This is a genomic window from Arthrobacter sp. TMT4-20 (assembly GCF_054510775.1).
Genome location: NZ_JBTNDW010000007.1, coordinates 1 through 15,828 on the forward strand (window position 1 = coordinate 1; position 15,828 = coordinate 15,828).

The following is a 15,828-nucleotide window of genomic DNA, read 5'->3' on the forward strand; positions in this document are numbered from 1 at the left end:
CAAAGTCCCCTACACCGAGGTCGGTGTCGCAGCCTCCTACGGCGCAGTGGTGTCCTACCTCAACCGGGTAGGCCTCGCCGCACGCGACCCCTTCGACTGCCCCATGGTCAACAAATACCGGCACCAATAGCCCGACACTGAGGTGGGTGTTTAGGCGTTCCACAGTCCGTAGGAATCGGCCAGTGAAGAGATTTTCTGGGCTCGGGCCAGACGGGGAAGATAGGATCCGTCACCGACGACGGCCCCAGCCTCATGCGCAACGAGAAGTTCATGCGCCCACATAATCTCGGACTCGCTCGGCGAGAGACCCTTGTTGATGGTGTCGGTGGCGTCAGGTAGCAGGCAGAGCTTGCCGGTCATGCCCATCGAGGCGGTCACCTTGCAGGCCTCCAGCAGCGTGTCCCCCAGCGCTCCAACGGTTGGACCATCGATAGGGCCGGGCAGCTGACCCACCCGCGAAGCAACCACCAGTTTGGCGCGGGCGTAGGCCAAGGCCATCGGCTCGTCGGAGGCTCCGGTATCTCGCCGGAAGTCACCGACGCCAAACGCGAGCCGGAACGTGCCCGGTGCGCTGGCAATCGATGTGGCGTTCTCAATACCCAGCGCCGACTCGATCAGGGCCAGCACCGGAGTGCCCGCCTGAAGTCGCATGGCGGTGTGGGTGACCTGCTCGGGCTTCTCCGTCATGGCCAGCATGACCCCGCGTAGTCCGGGAGCCTTCGAGAGTGCCGCGAGGTCGTCGGCCCAGAAATCGGTTTCGATGCCGTTGACTCGCACCCAGGCCGTCATCCCGGTAGAGAGTGCCTCCACCACCCGCTCCCGCGCCTCGGCTTTGCCATCGGCGGGAACGGCGTCTTCCATGTCGAACACTACCGAGTCCGCCTCGGAGGTGAGGGCAGGCGCGAAGTTGGCCTCAGACGCCGCGGAGGCAAGGAGCCAGGAACGGGAGAGCTTGGCGGGGAGCGCAGCTGCGCGGCTGTTTCTTAAGGAGGCCATATATGAACACTACTGAACGGTCGGAGCCATAATCCACCGCAGCACCGAAGCTGACCCAAACACTACGAACAAAACCAGCCCCAATCCCCGGCCTGAGCGCTCAGATGCTGGTAGACATGGTCAGCAGTTAGTTGAGTTGCCCTGAACATTAATGGCTTGGCCTAGCGGGCGCACTGCTGGGTAAGACCAACATAAGCAGCGATCTCCTTGCCCACTTCCTCCAGCAGACTGGCAGCGTTGGCAATACACAGCTCGACGTCGGGTTCCCGGTCCGTCAGCGCGAAGGTGCGCTCAAACCCGGCCGTGGATAACTGGTCGGGCGTCAGGACGGTGCGCCCGCAGACGGCGATAGCCCTGACGTTCGCCACCGCCGCTGCGGTCGCCACTCCCATGGGGGTCTTTCCGCCCAGGCTCTGTTCATCGAGGCTGCCCTCTCCCGTGATCACCAGGTCTGCGTCGCGCAGCTTCTCGGCCAGGCCCGTCAACTCCAGGACGACGTCGATGCCCGGCCGTCGCCGCGCGTTCAACACGGCGAGCGCAGCGAACCCCACCCCACCGGCGGCACCGGCACCCGGCGCGGTGGCCGCCTCATCGATCGCGGGGCCGGCTACTGTCGCCAGAACGCTCACGAACCGTCCGAGGGCGGTATCGAGATTCTCGACATCACTGGCGGTGGCGCCCTTTTGCGGGCCGAACACTGCAGCGGCGCCGTTGGGGCCCAGGAGTGGGTTGTCGACGTCGGAGGCGAGAGTGATCGAAGCTGTCGACAGGCGTTGGTCAAGACCAGTCAGGTCGATTGATGCGAGGTGGACGAGCGCTGCACCACCGGGCGGAAGGTCACCGCCGTCGTCGTCGAGCAATCGTGCGCCCAGTCCGGCCAGCAGGCCCGCCCCGCCGTCGGTGCTGGCGCTGCCGCCCACCCCGAGCACGATGTCGGTGCAGCCGTGGTCGAGCGCGAAGCGAATGAGGTCACCGGTGCCTCGGCTGGTGGCGCCGCCCGCATCGAGCGTGCTGTTCGGCAATACGGCCAGGCCCGACGCGAGGGCCATTTCAATCACTGCCTGCGAACCGCGGATCGCAATCGGCGCTTCCAGCGGCTCACCCGTGGGGCCGGTGACCGTGGTGATCAGGAGGGAAAATCCGGCGGCGGCGGCCGCATCGAGAGTCCCTTCGCCGCCGTCGGCCGCTGGCACCTGCTCAATGTTGAGGATCGAATCGGGTCCCAGCGCGCCGCGCAACCCCGCGGCCACTGCCTCGGCGACCTCGGGGGCGGAGAGTGAACCCTTGAACTTGTCCGGTGCAATCACTATGCGCATACCGCCATTAGATCATTGGTGGGCCGGCTGCGGCCTCGGGACAGCCCGGTGCAGCAAGTGAAACGCCACCACCGAACGGATTGCCGAGGGTGTCCAATGGTGGCCGTGGTGTTCTACATCCTGTGAAGGAGTGTTCCTTCCAGTCGTCACGTCGACGCAAGCGGTCAACCGATGCGGCTTTCACCTGACAGCTGCCGGCCAAGCCAGGTGAACGCCTGCTCCGGGGGGCTCTTGTATTCGAGGCCGATCGGGCCCTGATATCCGAGGGTTCGACTGCGATCGATCCAGTCGGCAAGCGGAAGGTCACCGCTGCCGGGTGCGCCGCGCCCTGGTGCATCGGCGATCTGGATATGCCCAAAGTCCTCGGCGTGTGCTTCGATGACCACGCCGACGTCGTCGCCATTCACTGACAGGTGGTAAAAATCGGCGAGCAGTTTGATGTTGGTGGCACCGTGGGCGTGGACATTGGCGATGACGCTGAGCGCGTCCTGTGCCGTCTTGAGCGGGTAACGGTCTGCACCGCTGATTGGCTCCAGGAGGACCGTCCCGTCAATTGCTGCGACAGCGTTGGCGGCCAGGACCAGATTGTCGACGGCCAGCGTGTCCTGTTCCTGCGCGCTCACGCCCTCCACCCGGTTCCCGTACAGGGCGTTGAAGTGCTTACAACCCAGCCGCTCACCAATACCGACGACGACCGGAACGTTGGCTCGGAATTCCTCGCTGCGGGCCGGCCAGGAAACCAGACCTCGATCCCCGCCCGGCAAATCACCGCCATTAAAGTTCAAGCCCGTCAGCTGGACTCCCGCATTCGTGATGGCGTCTTCGAAGTCTTGAACTTCGGCTGCGGTGGGCGTTGAAGTGGGGAATGGCCACCAAAACTCCACCGCATCGAAGCCGGCGGCCTTCGCGGCAGCTGGCCTGTCCAATAGCGGCAGCTCGGTGAAGAGGATTGAACAGTTCACGGTGTAAGTCATATGGATTCTCTCATCGGTGATTCCGCATCTCGGAAGTATTCTTCGCCTTGCGAAATGCTAGGAGGATCACGGAAGTGCGTCAACCAGTTCCCCCATCTACACCCCGGGAACAAACCCGTAGGTCCATGCGTTTGCATCTACATACCGGCGTCGAGCGCTGGATCTATCGAGGAGGAAGTTGTGACCGCACAGACCGAAGGGCTCCACCACGTCACCGCAATTGCTGGTGACCCCCAGAAGAACATCGACTTCTACATCAAGGGTCTAGGCCTGCGGCTCGTGAAGAAGACAGTGAATTTCGATGATCCCGGCACCTACCACCTCTACTACGGGGACGAAGCGGGCAATCCCGGCTCCCTCCTCACCTTCTTCCCCTGGCAGGGCATTCGCAGCGGCAAGGTCGGCAGTGGACAGTCCACCACCACTGCATTCTCTGTCCCGCAGGGCAGCCTCGGCTGGTGGCAGGACCACTTCAAAGCTATCGGGGTCGACTCGGTGATTGCTCGCGCCTCCTCCGAGGAAGAACGCCTGTCACTGCGTGACCCTGACGGCCTGCAGATTGACCTCGTGGCGTCGTCGCTCTCTGACCCCCGCAACCCCTGGGACTCCGCCTCGGTGCCAGCCGAATACGCGGTCCGCGGGCAGCACTCCTCAGTGCTCACCGTCGAGGACCCCACCGCCAGCCTCGAAACGTTCACCCGCGACCTCGGCATGAACATCCTCAGCGAGACCGATGGCAGGTACCGGCTCAGCACACACAATGGCGAGCCCGGAACAGTTGTTGACATCGTCACCGACCGCCGCGGCGAACGCGGCCTCGTAGCCGGCGGCACCGTGCACCATATCGCCTTCCGGGTGCCCGACCAGGCCACTCAGGAGCTCTGGCGCCAGGACCTGGCCGACCGCGGGTACGCCGTGACAGCCATCCTCGACCGCCAGTACTTCACCTCGATCTACTTCCGGGAGCCCGGCGGAACCCTCCTGGAAATCGCCACCGACACCCCAGGCTTCGACATCGACGAGCCGCTGCTCGAACTGGGCCGCTCCCTGAAGCTGCCACCATGGCTCGAGCCGAACCGTGACGCCATCTCCAACGCGGTCGCGAAGATCGACGTGCCAGCGGAGAACAATCCGTCAATCGCTACTTTCCTGAGTTAGGAATCGAGATGACCAACGTTGAGAACTGGCCGCACCTGTATCACGCAGGAACCCCGGCTAGCCCGGTCCTGCTGTTGCTCCACGGCACAGGTGGGACTGAGCACGACCTCCTGCCGCTCGCCGAACGCCTCGCACCCGGCGCCGGCTATCTTTCCCCTCGTGGCCCGGTGCAAGAACAGGGCATGAACCGGTGGTTCCGGCGGTTCGGCGAAGGCCAGTTCGACGTCGACGACGTCGTCCGGCGCGCGGGCGAGCTTGCCGACTTCATCGGTTGGGCGCGGGAACATCACGGCCTTGGGGGCCGGAAGATTATCGCCGTCGGGTTCTCGAACGGCGCGAATATCGCGCTCGCTACGGTGCTGCTGCACCCCGAGGTGCTGACTGACGTCGTCGCCTTCTCCGGCATGTACCCGTTGGGTGACCGGACGGTCGACGGCGACCTGGCGGGCACCGCCGTCGCCCTCTTCAACGGGGAGGCCGATGCGATGGCGCCACTAGCCAGCGTGATGCAGCTGAAGTCGGTGCTCGACGCCGCCGGCGCCGACGTTCACCAGAGCGTCCGCGAGGGCGGGCACGGGGTACACGCCTCGGAGGTGGAGGGCGCGGCAGCATGGGTCAGCTCCCGAACGGCCACGACGACGAGCTAATCCCTCCGGCCAGCCTCCCACCAAGCCAGGCAGACCACGCGGCCCCACGGCCCCACTATCGAGCGCCCGCACCATCGAGCGTCCTCACGGATCGAGTCAACAGAGATAACGTATTTCCGACCGGAAACCAGCTATTTCTGTTGACTCGATCCTGGGGTCAGGGGCCCGGAACTGGGGTGAGTTGGCCCGATCCTGGCAGGTGTTAGAGGTGCGGGAGCACGTGCTGCGCCCAACGGGATTTCACCGTCTCGACGACGTCGGCTCCCGGGCTGTCCCAGATGGCCTGGTTGAAGATTTCGACCTCCACCGGACCGGCATAGCCGGTCTGGGCGATCCATCGCCCGATGGTCGCGAAATCGACAAAACCGTCGCCCATGTAGCCGCGGGAGAGCAGCGCATCGGCCGCAATCGGTAGGTTGAAGTCACACACCTGGTATGACGCGAGCCTGTCCTCGGACCCGGCGCGGGCAATCGACGCCTCCAGGGAAGGGTCCCACCAGACGTGGAACGTATCCACCACCACCCCGACGGTGTCCGAGGGGAAAGGCTCCGCAAGATCGAGCGCTTGCCCCAGGGTGGAAAGTACGGCCCGGTCAGCCGCATACATCGGGTGCAGCGGCTCCAGCACCAGTCGAACCCCGTGCTGCTGCGCCACCGGAACCAGCTCAGCGAGCCTGTCGGCCACCCGTCGGCGGGCCGCGGCAACGTCCTTAGCGCCCGGTGTTGAGGGGGCGACGGCGGGTCCCCCAATCAGCGCGCTGGCTGCGGGAAGCCCGCCCACCACCATGATCAGTTCCCGGGTACCGAGTGCCGCGGCTTCACGAATGGCCGCAGTGTTGTCGGTGAGGGCGCGCTGCTGCCCGTCGGCGTCGGCGGCGGTCAGGAAACCTCCCCTGCACAGGCTCGACACCTCCAGGCCGGCTTCGCGGACCAGCCGTACCGCCTTGTCCAGGCCGGCTTCGGCGACCCGGTCACGCCATACGCCGATGTGCTGGAGGCCTGCGTCGGCATAGACCCGAACCGCCTCCTGCAGCGTGAGGCTCTTGGTGGTGGCAGTGTTGATGGATAGCCGACTGAAATCAAGTCTGCTCATGCGCTCACTCCGTAGGCGCTGAGCAGTTGGCCGAAGCGGTGGGCAGCCAGCTCCGGGTCGATCAGTAGGCCAGCGGTGTCGGCCAGCGTGAAGGTCTCAGTCAGGTGGAGCACGGAGCGCCCCGAATGCAGGCCGCCCACCATCTGGAAACCCGGCTGCTTGCCGTTGAGCCAGGACAGGAACGCTACCCCGGTCTTGTAATACTGGGTCGGGGCGCTGAAGATGTGCTTGCCGAGCTCCCGGGTCGAGTCGAGGATTACACGGCCCCGGGCGGCGTCGCCGTCGTCGTAGGCTTGCAGCGCCGCCGAAGCGGCAGGGTAAATCGCTGCGAAGATTCCCAGGAGAGCGTCTGAATGGTGGGTGCCGTCGCCGTGGATCAGCTCGGGATAGTTGAAGTCGTCTCCCGTGTAGAGCCGGACACCGGCGGGTAGGTCCGCGCGCAACGCCACCTCGTGGGCGGCATCCAGCAACGACACCTTCACCCCATCCACCGCCGCGGTATTCGCCGCGATGAGGTCGCTGAACGTCCGGGTCGCAGCAGCCACATCGTCGCTACCCCAGTACCCTGCGAGGGCGGGATCGAACATGGTCCCCAGCCAGTGCAGAATCACCGGCTCGTCGACCTCGGCGAGCAGCGTGCCATACACGTACACGTAGTCATCGGGACCGTCCGCGACGGCGGCAAGCGCCCGCGATGCCATCAGGATCACCTTCGCGCCAGCGCCGGACACTACCTTGATCTGCTCCCGGTAAGCCTCGATGACCGCGTCCAGGCCAGCGCGTCCAGCAGGGAGGCCCGCAAGATCCAGCTGGTCGGTGCCCGCACCACAGGCGAGGATGTCGCGCACCGACTTGCCGCGGGTGGCGGGAGCGTCGGAGGCTACGACGACGGCGGCTTCCGCTCCGGAACGACGGATCAGTTCCTGGGTGGCGGGCCAGTCCAGACCCATCCCCCGTTGCGCAGTGTCCATGGCATCAGCGACGCCCAGCCCGTAGGACCACAGTTCCCGTCGGTAGGCGAGGGTATGGTCCCAATCGAGCACGGCTGGGGAGCCGGGGGTGTTGTCCGCGGTGACGACGGGGATGACATGGGCTGCGGCGTACACGTGCCGAGAAGTCAGCGGCGCCACGGGCTTGGGCCACGACCTCACCTCCCGCAGTTCGCGCCGCTCAAAGGTCCCGTCCCGGGTAGGGAGGTGGATGGCGGTCACAGGGCGATCTCCGGAATATCGAGGGTGCGGCGCTCGGCCGAGGACTGCAGTCCCAGCTCGGCCAGCTGGACTCCGCGGGCGGCCGAAAGCAGACCAAAGCGGTGCTCGCGACCGGCGACGACGTCGCGCAGGAACTCCTCCCACTGCAGCTTGAAGCCGTTGTCCAGCTCGGCGTTGGCTGGAACTTCTTGCCACTGGTCCCGGAAGGACTCGGTGACGGGCAGGTCCGGGTTCCACACCGGCTTCGGGGTGTGGGCGCGCTGCTGGGCGACGCACTTGTTCAACCCGGCGACTGCCGAACCATGTGTTCCGTCGATCTGGAATTCAACCAGTTCGTCGCGGTAGACCCGGACGGCCCATGAGGAGTTGATCTGGGCAATGACGCTGTCACCCGCGGGGGTTTCCAGTTCGAAGATGCCGTAGGCGGAGTCATCGGCAGTCGCCTTGTACTCGTTGCCCTGCTCATCCCAGCGGGCGGGGATATGGGTGGCGGTCTTGGCGTTGACGCTGCGAACCTCACCGATGATGCCTTCGAGCACGTAGTTCCAGTGGCAGAACATATCGGTGGTCATGCCGCCGCCGTCTTCCTTGCGGTAGTTCCAGGAGGGCCGCTGGGCTGGCTGAATCTCGCCTTCGAAGACCCAGTAGCCGAACTCACCGCGGAGGGACAGGATGCGACCAAAGAACCCCTCATCGACTAGGCGACGGAGTTTCACGAGCCCGGGAAGGTAGAGCTTGTCGTGTACCACCCCGGCGGTCACCCCGGCGTCCCTGGCAATCCGGGCCAGCTCAACGGCCTCGCCAAGGGTTTCTGCGGTCGGCTTCTCGGTATAGATATGCTTGCCGGCCGCCATGGCCTTTTTGAGGGTCGCCGCACGCAGCGACGTCATTGACGCGTCGAAGACGATATCGACGGTGGGGTCATTGATGATGCCGTCCAGATCGGTGGTCCAGTGCTCCACCTTGTGCTGCTGGGCAAGGTCGCGGATTTTCGACTCGTTGCGCCCCACCAGGATGGGTTCCACCTGCACGCGGCTGCCGTCCGCAAGGAGTACTCCTCCAGCTTCGCGGATGGGCAGGATGGAGCGCAGCAGATGCTGGCGGTACCCCATCCGTCCGGTGATCCCGTTCATGGCGATGCGGAGGGTGCGAGTGCTGGTCATGGGTTGTCTCCCGAAAGCTTGGGCGGAAATGAATTAGAACCAAAAGATTGGAAAGCGCTTTCCACATTAGCCCTCTGCTTCAGAGTTCGTCAAGGGTCAGTCGAGTGTCATCAGTCCGCTTACATTGACCACACCTCAACCTGCCTGCTACCTTCCAAGAAAACGCTTTCTTCGGAACCTGCGCACCCCTCATTGCCTTCCAGCGCTCGCGTCCGGCTGCTCATTTCCAGAAAGGCTCGGGCGCCACATGACCCAACCCACCGTAGGAATCGAACCCCGCCCGGTGGCCATCGCCGGATATGGGGCGGGGGACATGGCAAACAGCATGGCATTCACCACCATCGGCATGTTCCTGCTCGTCTACTACACCGACGTTGCGGGCATTCCTGCAGCAGCGGCCGGTACCGTCCTGCTTCTTGCAGGGCTTTTCAACGGGGTCACCGATATCCTTGCCGGCCGCCTGGCTGACCGGAATTACCATCGCCGGCTCGGTAAATTCCGCCCGTTCCTCCTGTTTGGTGCAATCCCGCTCTCGTTGTGTGTCGCGATGTTTCACGTCCCCGGACTCGATCCCGCAGGCAAGTTGATCTACGCGTATGTCACCTACTTCGCGTTCTGCCTCGCCTACAGCATGGTCAACGTTCCCTACGGCGCCCTCGTTGGCGCCATGACACGCAACCCGCGGAGCCGCGCCCGGCTGGCCAGCGCGCGGACGATCGGGGGACTGGCGACCAGCTCAATCCTCGGTGTTTTCGTGGCGCCACTTCTGGGTGCGGGCGCCGACCTGCAGGACATTTTCACGACGCTCACCATTGGCTTCGCCATTGCAGGCACCGGCCTCTACCTCTTCTGCGCCCTGTCTACCCGGGAGCAACTCCATCAGGCGTCTCCGAAGCTCTCTCTCCGCCAGGCTGGTGCCGCGCTGAAGGGCAACACTCCCCTGCTGGTACTCTGCATCAGTTCCTTGCTTTTCATGACCTCAAATGTGGTCACCAATACGGCCAAGCTGTTCTATCTTAGGGACGTGCTGCAGCGGCTGGATCTCTTCCCGATAGTGGCCTTGGCGCAGGTCCTGCTCACGTTGACCCTCGCCGCAACCGCTCCACGCCTGGTTCACCGCTTCGGCAAGCGCAGCATCTATATCACCGGTGGGCTCACCAGTGCCGTCGGGGGAATCCTCGTCTTCGCCGCACCGACGGAGCTCGTCTGGGTCGCCCTGCTGGGGATTTTCCTCGCCCTCGCTGGTGCCGCCAGTGTGAGCATCATGGTCTGGGCCCTGATCGCCGACACGGTCGAGTACGGCGAGTGGAAAACAGGGGTGCGGTCCGACGGCATAAACTACTCCCTACTGTCCTCCACCCGAAAAATCGGGATGGCGTTCGGTGGCGCTCTGGCCGCCTTCGCGTTGGCCTGGGGCGGCTATCAGTCGGGCGCCGTCCAGCAGTCCGAAGCAGCACTGTTGGGCATTCGGGTAGCCGCGGGGCTCGCGCCGGCGCTTGCCATCCTGGCCGCAGTCGCAGTGATGGGTTGGTATCGCCTCACCGATCGCACCCACGCCGAACTGGTCGCCACCATCCAGGGTCGCCCCTCACCCTGAGCCGGTTCGACCCAGCATCACCCCGCCCAACCCTGCCCGGCTGCGACGACCTCCCTGCCGGGTTAGCCGGGCGGGACGGGACCAGTACTTCCACGGGCAACGACCTGCGGGCTGAAGGTCGTCGCAAGGCTGACGCCCTCATCTTCCTGCAGTACCGCTTTCATCCGTTCCCAGGCAGCCTCACCCAGTTCGGTGATAGGAACCGCAGCTGTAGTCAACGGAGGCGTGGTGTAGCGAGCAAACGGAATGTCATCGAACCCGGTCACCGAAATTTCGCCTGGTACGTCGACCCCCCGCTCATGAAGGCCGCTGAGCAACCCCATCGCCACCAGGTCGTTGAACGCGAGCACCGCAGTGGCCCCCGAAGCAAGAATTCGCTCAACAGATTCGTGTCCCTCCGCAAAACTCACGCCACCGGACAGTGTCTGGAGTTCGACGTCGGGATGCTCGGCCACGAACTGGGTCAACCCGTCCACGCGCAGCCGGTTCGAGGCGCTCTGCGCGGGCCCGGAGAGGAACGCCAGCCGCTTGTGGCCCAACTCCACCAGGTAAGAGGCAAGCTCCTGAATACCCTGCCCGTAGTTGGCGGAAAGGGACGGAGTATTCTCGATAGCGACCGTGCGGTTTATCAGTACCAGCGGGTGCAGCGCGGATGCCAACTCCTGAAGTTCAGCATCGCTCATGCGAGGGGCACAGAGCACGACGCCGTCACACCGCCGTCGCGCCTCGGCCGCGAGAATGGCTTCCTCGCTCAACACCTCCGAGGAGTCCGCGATCAGTACCCGGTACCCGTCCCTGGCCGCCGCCCTGCTGACACCGCGCAGCATGGCCTGGAACGTAGGGTTTCCGAGGTCTGGCACCACCACCCCGATCGTGTCGGTTTTCCCGAGGGCGAGTGACCGTCCCACCGAATTGGGATAGTACTTCAGCTCTGCCGCCGAATCGCGGACACGCTGGGCAATCACCGGATCTACTGTGAAGTTTCCGTTCATTACCCGGGACACCGTGGCGTGCGAAACTCCGGCGTGTTTGGCCACGTCGGCAATGCCGGTGCGACGTGTGGTGGATCGCTTAGCCATAAGACCGTCCTACATCCATTCGGTTCGGTGCTCCACGCTACGCCCTGTTGACGGATGCACCCTTACTTGATACAAACTATATAACGCTTTCAGAAAACGTTTTCTCGTTCAGCTGTTCGCATCCAGCTGGATCCCACACCCCGTTCCTGGAAAGGGATATCCTGTGACCAACGTTGACACAGTGGACCTACTGCCCGACTCTGCCTTGGCGAGCGCCGACGCCTCCTCCGATACCCGGACCCGGTTCGCGCTGATTGGCACCGGCGCCCGCTCCGAAATGTACATCGAGGCTATCCTCGATACTCACGCAGATGTAGCCACCCTCGTCGGCCTCAGTGACACCAACCCGGGCCGGGTGGAGCACTACCAGAACGTGATCCGCCACCTCACCAAGGCACCCGATTCGACGGTTCCCACCTTCCAGCCGGAGAATCTCACCGCGTTCATCCGTGACAATGACGTCCAGCGGCTCATCGTCACCACCCCTGATTACACCCACGCCGACTACATCGTTGAAGCACTTGAAGCGGGCGCCGACGTCGTCGTGGAAAAGCCACTGACCATAGATGCGGAAGGATGCCAGCGAATCACGGCGGCCGTCGAGCAGACCGGTCACAGCGTGGTTGTCACCTTCAACTACCGGTATTCCCCCCGCAACAGTGCGCTCAAGGAAGTCATCCAGAGCGGAGCCCTCGGGACGATCACCTCGGTGGACTTCAGCTGGATGCTCGACACCGTCCACGGCGCTGACTACTTCCGTCGGTGGCACCGCGAAAAGGACAAGTCGGGCGGCCTACTCATCCACAAGGCATCCCACCACTTTGACCTCGTCAACTGGTGGATCGACGACGTCCCGCAGCGCGTCTATGCCTCGGGAGCCCTCCGCTTCTACGGCGATAAGAACGCTGCGGCCCGCGGTCTCGGGGAGCGGAACGACCGCGGAACCCACGATGGGGCCGACGCGGATCCCTTCGCCCTGGACCTGAGAGAAGATTCCCGCCTCGAATCGCTTTACCTCAAGAACGAACACCACGACGGCTACCGACGCGACCAGGACGTCTTTGCCGGTGGCATCACCATCGAGGACAACCTGGCCCTCGTGGTCGACTACCAGCGTGGTTCCACCCTCTCCTACTCCCTCAACGCCCACAGCCCCTGGGAAGGCTACCGGGTCTCGGTTAACGGTACCGAAGGCCGCGCCGAACTCGAAGTGGTTGAGCGCGCAGCAGTGTCTGGCAGCGCCGAGAAGAAGGACGTGGTCGACCCCAGCGCAACGCCCGTCAGCGAGGACGACCAGGTTCGCCGCAACGGCGAGCGCCTCATCGTCCAGCGCCACTGGGAACCAGCATCCGAGGTCACCATACACAACGGCGAAGGGGCTCATGGTGGCGGCGACCGACTGCTCCTGTCCGATCTGTTCAACGGCCCTGGCGCCGACCCATTGGGACGCCCCTCCGGCTATATCGACGGTCTGAGCGCGGTCGCCGTCGGGATCGCAGGCAACGAGTCTCTGGCCAATGGCATGCCCGTGCGCATCCCCGATCTAGGCCTCGGCATGGACCTCCGGCGGACGCCATGACGGGCACCACGTCAATCGGCGATACCCCACCAGATCGGGGTACTGTCCTCGTGACGGGTGGAGCGGGCAGACTGGGGCGCAGCGTCGTCACAGGTCTCGCGGAGGCCGGCTACGATGTCGTCTCTGTGGACCGTGACAGGGCTCCCGAGGGCATCTTCCCCGCTGGTGTAATCCAGGAGGCCGCGGATCTACTGACCGACGGTGAGCCATTCCGAATCATCCAGGCCCACCGGCCAGACTCGGTGATCCATCTGGCGGCCATCGCCGTCCCCTTCAGCGCACCCGAAGACGTCATCTTCAACACCAACAGCCGGCTGGCGTTCACCGTACTCCAGGCAGCCACCGACCTGGGCGTCGGCAAGATCATTACGGCCAGCAGCCCCACAGTGCTCGGTTATGGCGCCCCGTCAGGGTGGCTTCCAGCCGCCTTTCCCCTGGACGAAACCACACCGCCCCAACCATGGAACGCCTACGCCCTGTCCAAACACCTGGCCGAGCAGATCATGGAGATGTTCACCATTTCGCATGGGGAGCGCAGCCGGTACGCCGCCTTCCGTCCGTGCTTCGTCATCTCCCCGGAAGAGTGGCGTGGGGCGCCAACACAGCAGGGTCATACGGTCGAAGAGCGGCTCGCTGATCCGGCGCTCGCGGCGCCAGCACTGTTCAACTATGTTGACGCCCGTGATGTGTCCGATTTCCTTGACGTGCTGCTCCAAAAGATGGACTCCATCCCCAACGGGCAAACCTTCTTTGTTGGCGCGGCTGACTCGCTGGCCACGGAGCCGCTGGCGGTCCTGCTACCGAAGTTCATCGCCAATAGTGGGCCCCTCGCTGAATCCTTAACCGGCACCCACCCGGCCTTCTCCGTCGAGAAGGCCCACCGACTGCTCGGCTGGTCGCCCCGCCGCAGCTGGCGTTCGGAGTTGCAGCCCTCCGGGTCGGATTCCCTCTCCCCCGCAGCACCGCCCACCCTCGATATTGCAGCCGAGCTGGCAACAGCCTCGCGCGGAAACCAGGTAAACCCATGAAATTCGACGGAGTTCTTTTCTTCCCAGTCACCCCGTTCTCCCCCGACAACACAGTCGATCTTGATGCCCTGAAAGAACATGTGGGCGCCAGAATGGAGCACCAGCCAGGCGGAGTGTTCCCGGCCTGCGGCACCGGCGAGTTCCACGCGCTCAGCATTGAAGAGGTCAGCGACGTGGTTCGCGCGACCGTCGAGGTCGTCGCTGGAGCTGTGCCGGTTGTCGCTGGCACCGGTGGGCCGCTGGGTCATGCGCTTGCCACGGCGCGTGCCGCCGAGCAGGCGGGCGCCGATGCCCTGTTGGTGCTGCCGCCCTACCTGGTCAACGGGCCCATTGCTGGTCTGATCGCCTACATCGAAACCATCGCCGCAGCAACCAGCCTCCCGGTCATCGTCTACCACCGCGCCAACGCACGCTTCACCGCAGCAGCGATGTCCCACCTCGCAGCGAACCCCAAGGTGATCGGTTTCAAGGACGGGGTGGGCGACGTCGGCCTCGCCCAGGAGATCGTGTCAGCCATCAAGGGTTCAGGGCGCGACGACTTCCTGTTCTTCAACGGGCTGCTCACCGCTGAACTCACCCAGGGCGCCTACCGGGGTCTGGGCATCCCGCTGTATTCCTCGGCAGCCTTCGCGATGGCCCCGGACATTGCCAACGCCTACTACAACGCCTACATCAACCATGATGAAGACCGGCGCCAGGAATTGTTGACCGGTTTCTATGAGCCACTGGTGCGTCTGCGTGATCAGACTCCCGGGTTCGGTGTATCGCTGATCAAGGCGGGACTCGGGTTGGAAGGCCACGCGTACGGATCGGTGCGCCCGCCCCTGGTCGATCCCACCGAGGATCAGCTGCTTGAACTCAAGCGCATCCTCGAGGTTGGACACACCCTGGTGTCCGCCCACACATGAGTGCCCGCATCACCGGGCTGACCACCCGGTTGCACACCATCGAGCTGTCCCGGCCGTGGGGTCCTGACGTTCCCGAGGTTCATGTCGTCTCCACTGAGGTGAGAACCGACGACGGTCGCACCGGGCTCGGCTTCTCGTGGACCCCCACCATCGGCGCCCACGCTGTCCAGGCGCTGCTGGAGCACGATATCGCCCCATTCATCAACGGGCTCGAAGCCAATCCGGAGATCGTCTGGGACCAGCTGTGGAAGTGGCTGCACGAGGCCGGCGGCGGCGGGCTCACCACCATTGCCATGGCGGGGGTTGACCTGGCACTGTGGGACCTGGCCGCGAAGGAACATAACTCCTCACTGGCCGGGTTGCTGGGTCAGCGCCAGGACGCCGTGAACGTCTACGGGTCGGGGGTGAACCTGCACTACACCCAGGATGAGCTGGTAGCCCAGGTGGGCCGGTGGGTTTCGGAAGGTAAAACTGCTGTCAAGATCAAGGTCGGCAAACCGCACATCCGGGAGGATGTGGAACGCGTCGCCGCCGTCCGGGACGTCCTTGGATTAGACCGGAAACTCATGATCGACGCCAACCAGCGGTGGGATCTGCCGACCGCACTGCGAGCCATTGATGCCTTGGAAGAGTTTGATCTGGAGTGGCTTGAGGAGCCTCTGCGAGCCGACGACCTCTGGGCATATGCCCGGCTGCGGAAGCACTCCCGCGTACCGATCGCCCTCGGGGAGAACGTCCACACCATCTACCGCTTCCGTGATTTCATCGCAGCCGAAGCCGTGGACATCATTCAGCCAAACATTGTCCGGGTGGGGGGTATTACTCCCTTCCGGCGGATCGTCGAACTGGCCCGTGCCCACAGCATCAAAATCACCCCACATTTGCTGCCCGAACTGTCGGGCCAATTGGCGCTCACCCTGGCCGAACCGACCTGGGTGGAAGATGTCGAGGACGCCTCGTTCGAAGGCCTTGGCGTACTGGCCGGACCCAGCCCAATCTCCATCATTAATGGGAAACTCACCACCACAGGGCAGGTTGGCCTCGGCCTTCGCTTCGCCCCCTGAAACCATCCGGTCAGC

The 15,828-nt window shown here is 64.2% G+C and carries 14 protein-coding genes and 1 pseudogene; 8 read left to right on the top strand and 7 right to left on the bottom strand.

Annotated features, from left to right (window positions below):
• Positions 1-130, top strand: a pseudogene (locus ACX80Z_RS08150) (acyl-CoA desaturase); the annotation flags it as partial.
• Positions 131-150: 20 nt separating this feature from the next.
• On the opposite strand, the gene ACX80Z_RS08155 reads toward ACX80Z_RS08150, so the two are convergent.
• The 3 genes from ACX80Z_RS08155 to ACX80Z_RS08165 all read right to left on the bottom strand — a co-directional run bounded on the left by ACX80Z_RS08155 (position 151) and on the right by ACX80Z_RS08165 (position 3,286).
• Positions 151-996: an HpcH/HpaI aldolase/citrate lyase family protein gene (locus ACX80Z_RS08155; protein WP_116777976.1), complete on the bottom strand. Its 846-nt coding sequence runs from the start codon at positions 994-996 to the stop codon at positions 151-153.
• A 161-nt stretch (positions 997-1,157) separates the two neighbouring features.
• Positions 1,158-2,312: a glycerate kinase gene (locus ACX80Z_RS08160; protein ID WP_024476016.1), complete on the bottom strand. Its 1,155-nt coding sequence runs from the start codon at positions 2,310-2,312 to the stop codon at positions 1,158-1,160.
• 164 nt (positions 2,313-2,476) lie between these two features.
• Positions 2,477-3,286: a hydroxypyruvate isomerase family protein gene (locus ACX80Z_RS08165; RefSeq protein ID WP_459315517.1), complete on the bottom strand. Its 810-nt coding sequence runs from the start codon at positions 3,284-3,286 to the stop codon at positions 2,477-2,479.
• 180 nt (positions 3,287-3,466) lie between these two features.
• Here ACX80Z_RS08165 and ACX80Z_RS08170 point away from each other — a divergent pair, with 180 nt between their 5' ends.
• Positions 3,467-4,444 carry a ring-cleaving dioxygenase gene (locus tag ACX80Z_RS08170; protein ID WP_019482172.1) on the top strand — a complete coding sequence of 326 codons (978 nt, stop codon included), beginning with the start codon at positions 3,467-3,469 and terminating at the stop codon, positions 4,442-4,444.
• Positions 4,445-4,452: 8 nt separating this feature from the next.
• The gene (locus ACX80Z_RS08175; protein ID WP_459315518.1) at positions 4,453-5,091 is read left to right on the top strand and encodes an alpha/beta hydrolase; all 639 of its coding nucleotides are present in this window, start codon (positions 4,453-4,455) and stop codon (positions 5,089-5,091) included.
• A gap of 202 nt (positions 5,092-5,293) precedes the next feature.
• Here the strand turns inward: ACX80Z_RS08175 and ACX80Z_RS08180 are convergent, their stop codons facing one another.
• From ACX80Z_RS08180 to ACX80Z_RS08190, 3 genes are read right to left on the bottom strand one after another with little or no spacing between them, the layout of a single operon-like run.
• Positions 5,294-6,184 (bottom strand): sugar phosphate isomerase/epimerase family protein, encoded by an 891-nt coding sequence (locus tag ACX80Z_RS08180; RefSeq protein WP_459315519.1) that lies wholly within the window; start codon positions 6,182-6,184, stop codon positions 5,294-5,296.
• A complete protein-coding gene (locus ACX80Z_RS08185; RefSeq protein WP_459315520.1) occupies positions 6,181-7,395 on the bottom strand; it encodes a dihydrodipicolinate synthase family protein in 1,215 nt (404 codons plus the stop codon). The genes ACX80Z_RS08180 and ACX80Z_RS08185 overlap by 4 nt, the downstream gene beginning before the upstream one ends.
• Positions 7,392-8,558 carry a Gfo/Idh/MocA family protein gene (locus ACX80Z_RS08190; RefSeq protein WP_459303588.1) on the bottom strand — a complete coding sequence of 389 codons (1,167 nt, stop codon included), beginning with the start codon at positions 8,556-8,558 and terminating at the stop codon, positions 7,392-7,394. The genes ACX80Z_RS08185 and ACX80Z_RS08190 overlap by 4 nt, the downstream gene beginning before the upstream one ends.
• A 247-nt stretch (positions 8,559-8,805) precedes the next feature.
• On the opposite strand from ACX80Z_RS08190, the gene ACX80Z_RS08195 reads away from it, so the two are divergent.
• The gene (locus ACX80Z_RS08195) at positions 8,806-10,155 is read left to right on the top strand and encodes a glycoside-pentoside-hexuronide (GPH):cation symporter (RefSeq protein ID WP_459315521.1); all 1,350 of its coding nucleotides are present in this window, start codon (positions 8,806-8,808) and stop codon (positions 10,153-10,155) included.
• Between the two features lie 62 nt (positions 10,156-10,217).
• Here ACX80Z_RS08195 and ACX80Z_RS08200 read toward each other — a convergent pair whose 3' ends face one another.
• Positions 10,218-11,234: a LacI family DNA-binding transcriptional regulator gene (locus tag ACX80Z_RS08200; protein WP_459303586.1), complete on the bottom strand. Its 1,017-nt coding sequence runs from the start codon at positions 11,232-11,234 to the stop codon at positions 10,218-10,220.
• Between the two features lie 163 nt (positions 11,235-11,397).
• Between ACX80Z_RS08200 and ACX80Z_RS08205 the strand changes: the two genes are divergently transcribed.
• From ACX80Z_RS08205 to ACX80Z_RS08220, 4 genes are read left to right on the top strand one after another with little or no spacing between them, the layout of a single operon-like run.
• On the top strand, positions 11,398-12,813 hold the full coding sequence (locus ACX80Z_RS08205) for a Gfo/Idh/MocA family protein (protein WP_459315522.1): 1,416 nt from the start codon (positions 11,398-11,400) through the stop codon (positions 12,811-12,813).
• Entirely contained in the window at positions 12,810-13,841 is a 1,032-nt protein-coding gene (locus tag ACX80Z_RS08210) for an NAD-dependent epimerase/dehydratase family protein (RefSeq protein ID WP_459315523.1), read from the top strand. The genes ACX80Z_RS08205 and ACX80Z_RS08210 overlap by 4 nt, the downstream gene beginning before the upstream one ends.
• On the top strand, positions 13,838-14,749 hold the full coding sequence (locus ACX80Z_RS08215) for a 5-dehydro-4-deoxyglucarate dehydratase (protein ID WP_459315524.1): 912 nt from the start codon (positions 13,838-13,840) through the stop codon (positions 14,747-14,749). Before ACX80Z_RS08210 ends, ACX80Z_RS08215 begins: the two co-directional genes overlap by 4 nt.
• A complete protein-coding gene (locus ACX80Z_RS08220; protein WP_459315525.1) occupies positions 14,746-15,813 on the top strand; it encodes a mandelate racemase/muconate lactonizing enzyme family protein in 1,068 nt (355 codons plus the stop codon). Before ACX80Z_RS08215 ends, ACX80Z_RS08220 begins: the two co-directional genes overlap by 4 nt.
• The last annotated feature ends 15 nt before the right edge of the window (positions 15,814-15,828 follow it).

Bases quoted from the DNA above. Each gene is read 5' to 3' on its own strand.
- ACX80Z_RS08155 (WP_116777976.1), bottom strand. From the start codon at position 996: ATGGCCTCCTTAAGAAACAGCCGCGCAGCTGCGCTCCCCGCCAAGCTC.
- ACX80Z_RS08180 (WP_459315519.1), bottom strand. From the start codon at position 6,184: ATGAGCAGACTTGATTTCAGTCGGCTATCCATCAACACTGCCACCACC.
- ACX80Z_RS08215 (WP_459315524.1), top strand. From the start codon at position 13,838: ATGAAATTCGACGGAGTTCTTTTCTTCCCAGTCACCCCGTTCTCCCCC.
- ACX80Z_RS08195 (WP_459315521.1), top strand. From the start codon at position 8,806: ATGACCCAACCCACCGTAGGAATCGAACCCCGCCCGGTGGCCATCGCC.
- ACX80Z_RS08160 (WP_024476016.1), bottom strand. From the start codon at position 2,312: ATGCGCATAGTGATTGCACCGGACAAGTTCAAGGGTTCACTCTCCGCC.
- ACX80Z_RS08175 (WP_459315518.1), top strand. From the start codon at position 4,453: ATGACCAACGTTGAGAACTGGCCGCACCTGTATCACGCAGGAACCCCG.
- ACX80Z_RS08190 (WP_459303588.1), bottom strand. From the start codon at position 8,558: ATGACCAGCACTCGCACCCTCCGCATCGCCATGAACGGGATCACCGGA.
- ACX80Z_RS08200 (WP_459303586.1), bottom strand. From the start codon at position 11,234: ATGGCTAAGCGATCCACCACACGTCGCACCGGCATTGCCGACGTGGCC.
- ACX80Z_RS08210 (WP_459315523.1), top strand. From the start codon at position 12,810: ATGACGGGCACCACGTCAATCGGCGATACCCCACCAGATCGGGGTACT.
- ACX80Z_RS08165 (WP_459315517.1), bottom strand. From the start codon at position 3,286: ATGACTTACACCGTGAACTGTTCAATCCTCTTCACCGAGCTGCCGCTA.
- ACX80Z_RS08220 (WP_459315525.1), top strand. From the start codon at position 14,746: ATGAGTGCCCGCATCACCGGGCTGACCACCCGGTTGCACACCATCGAG.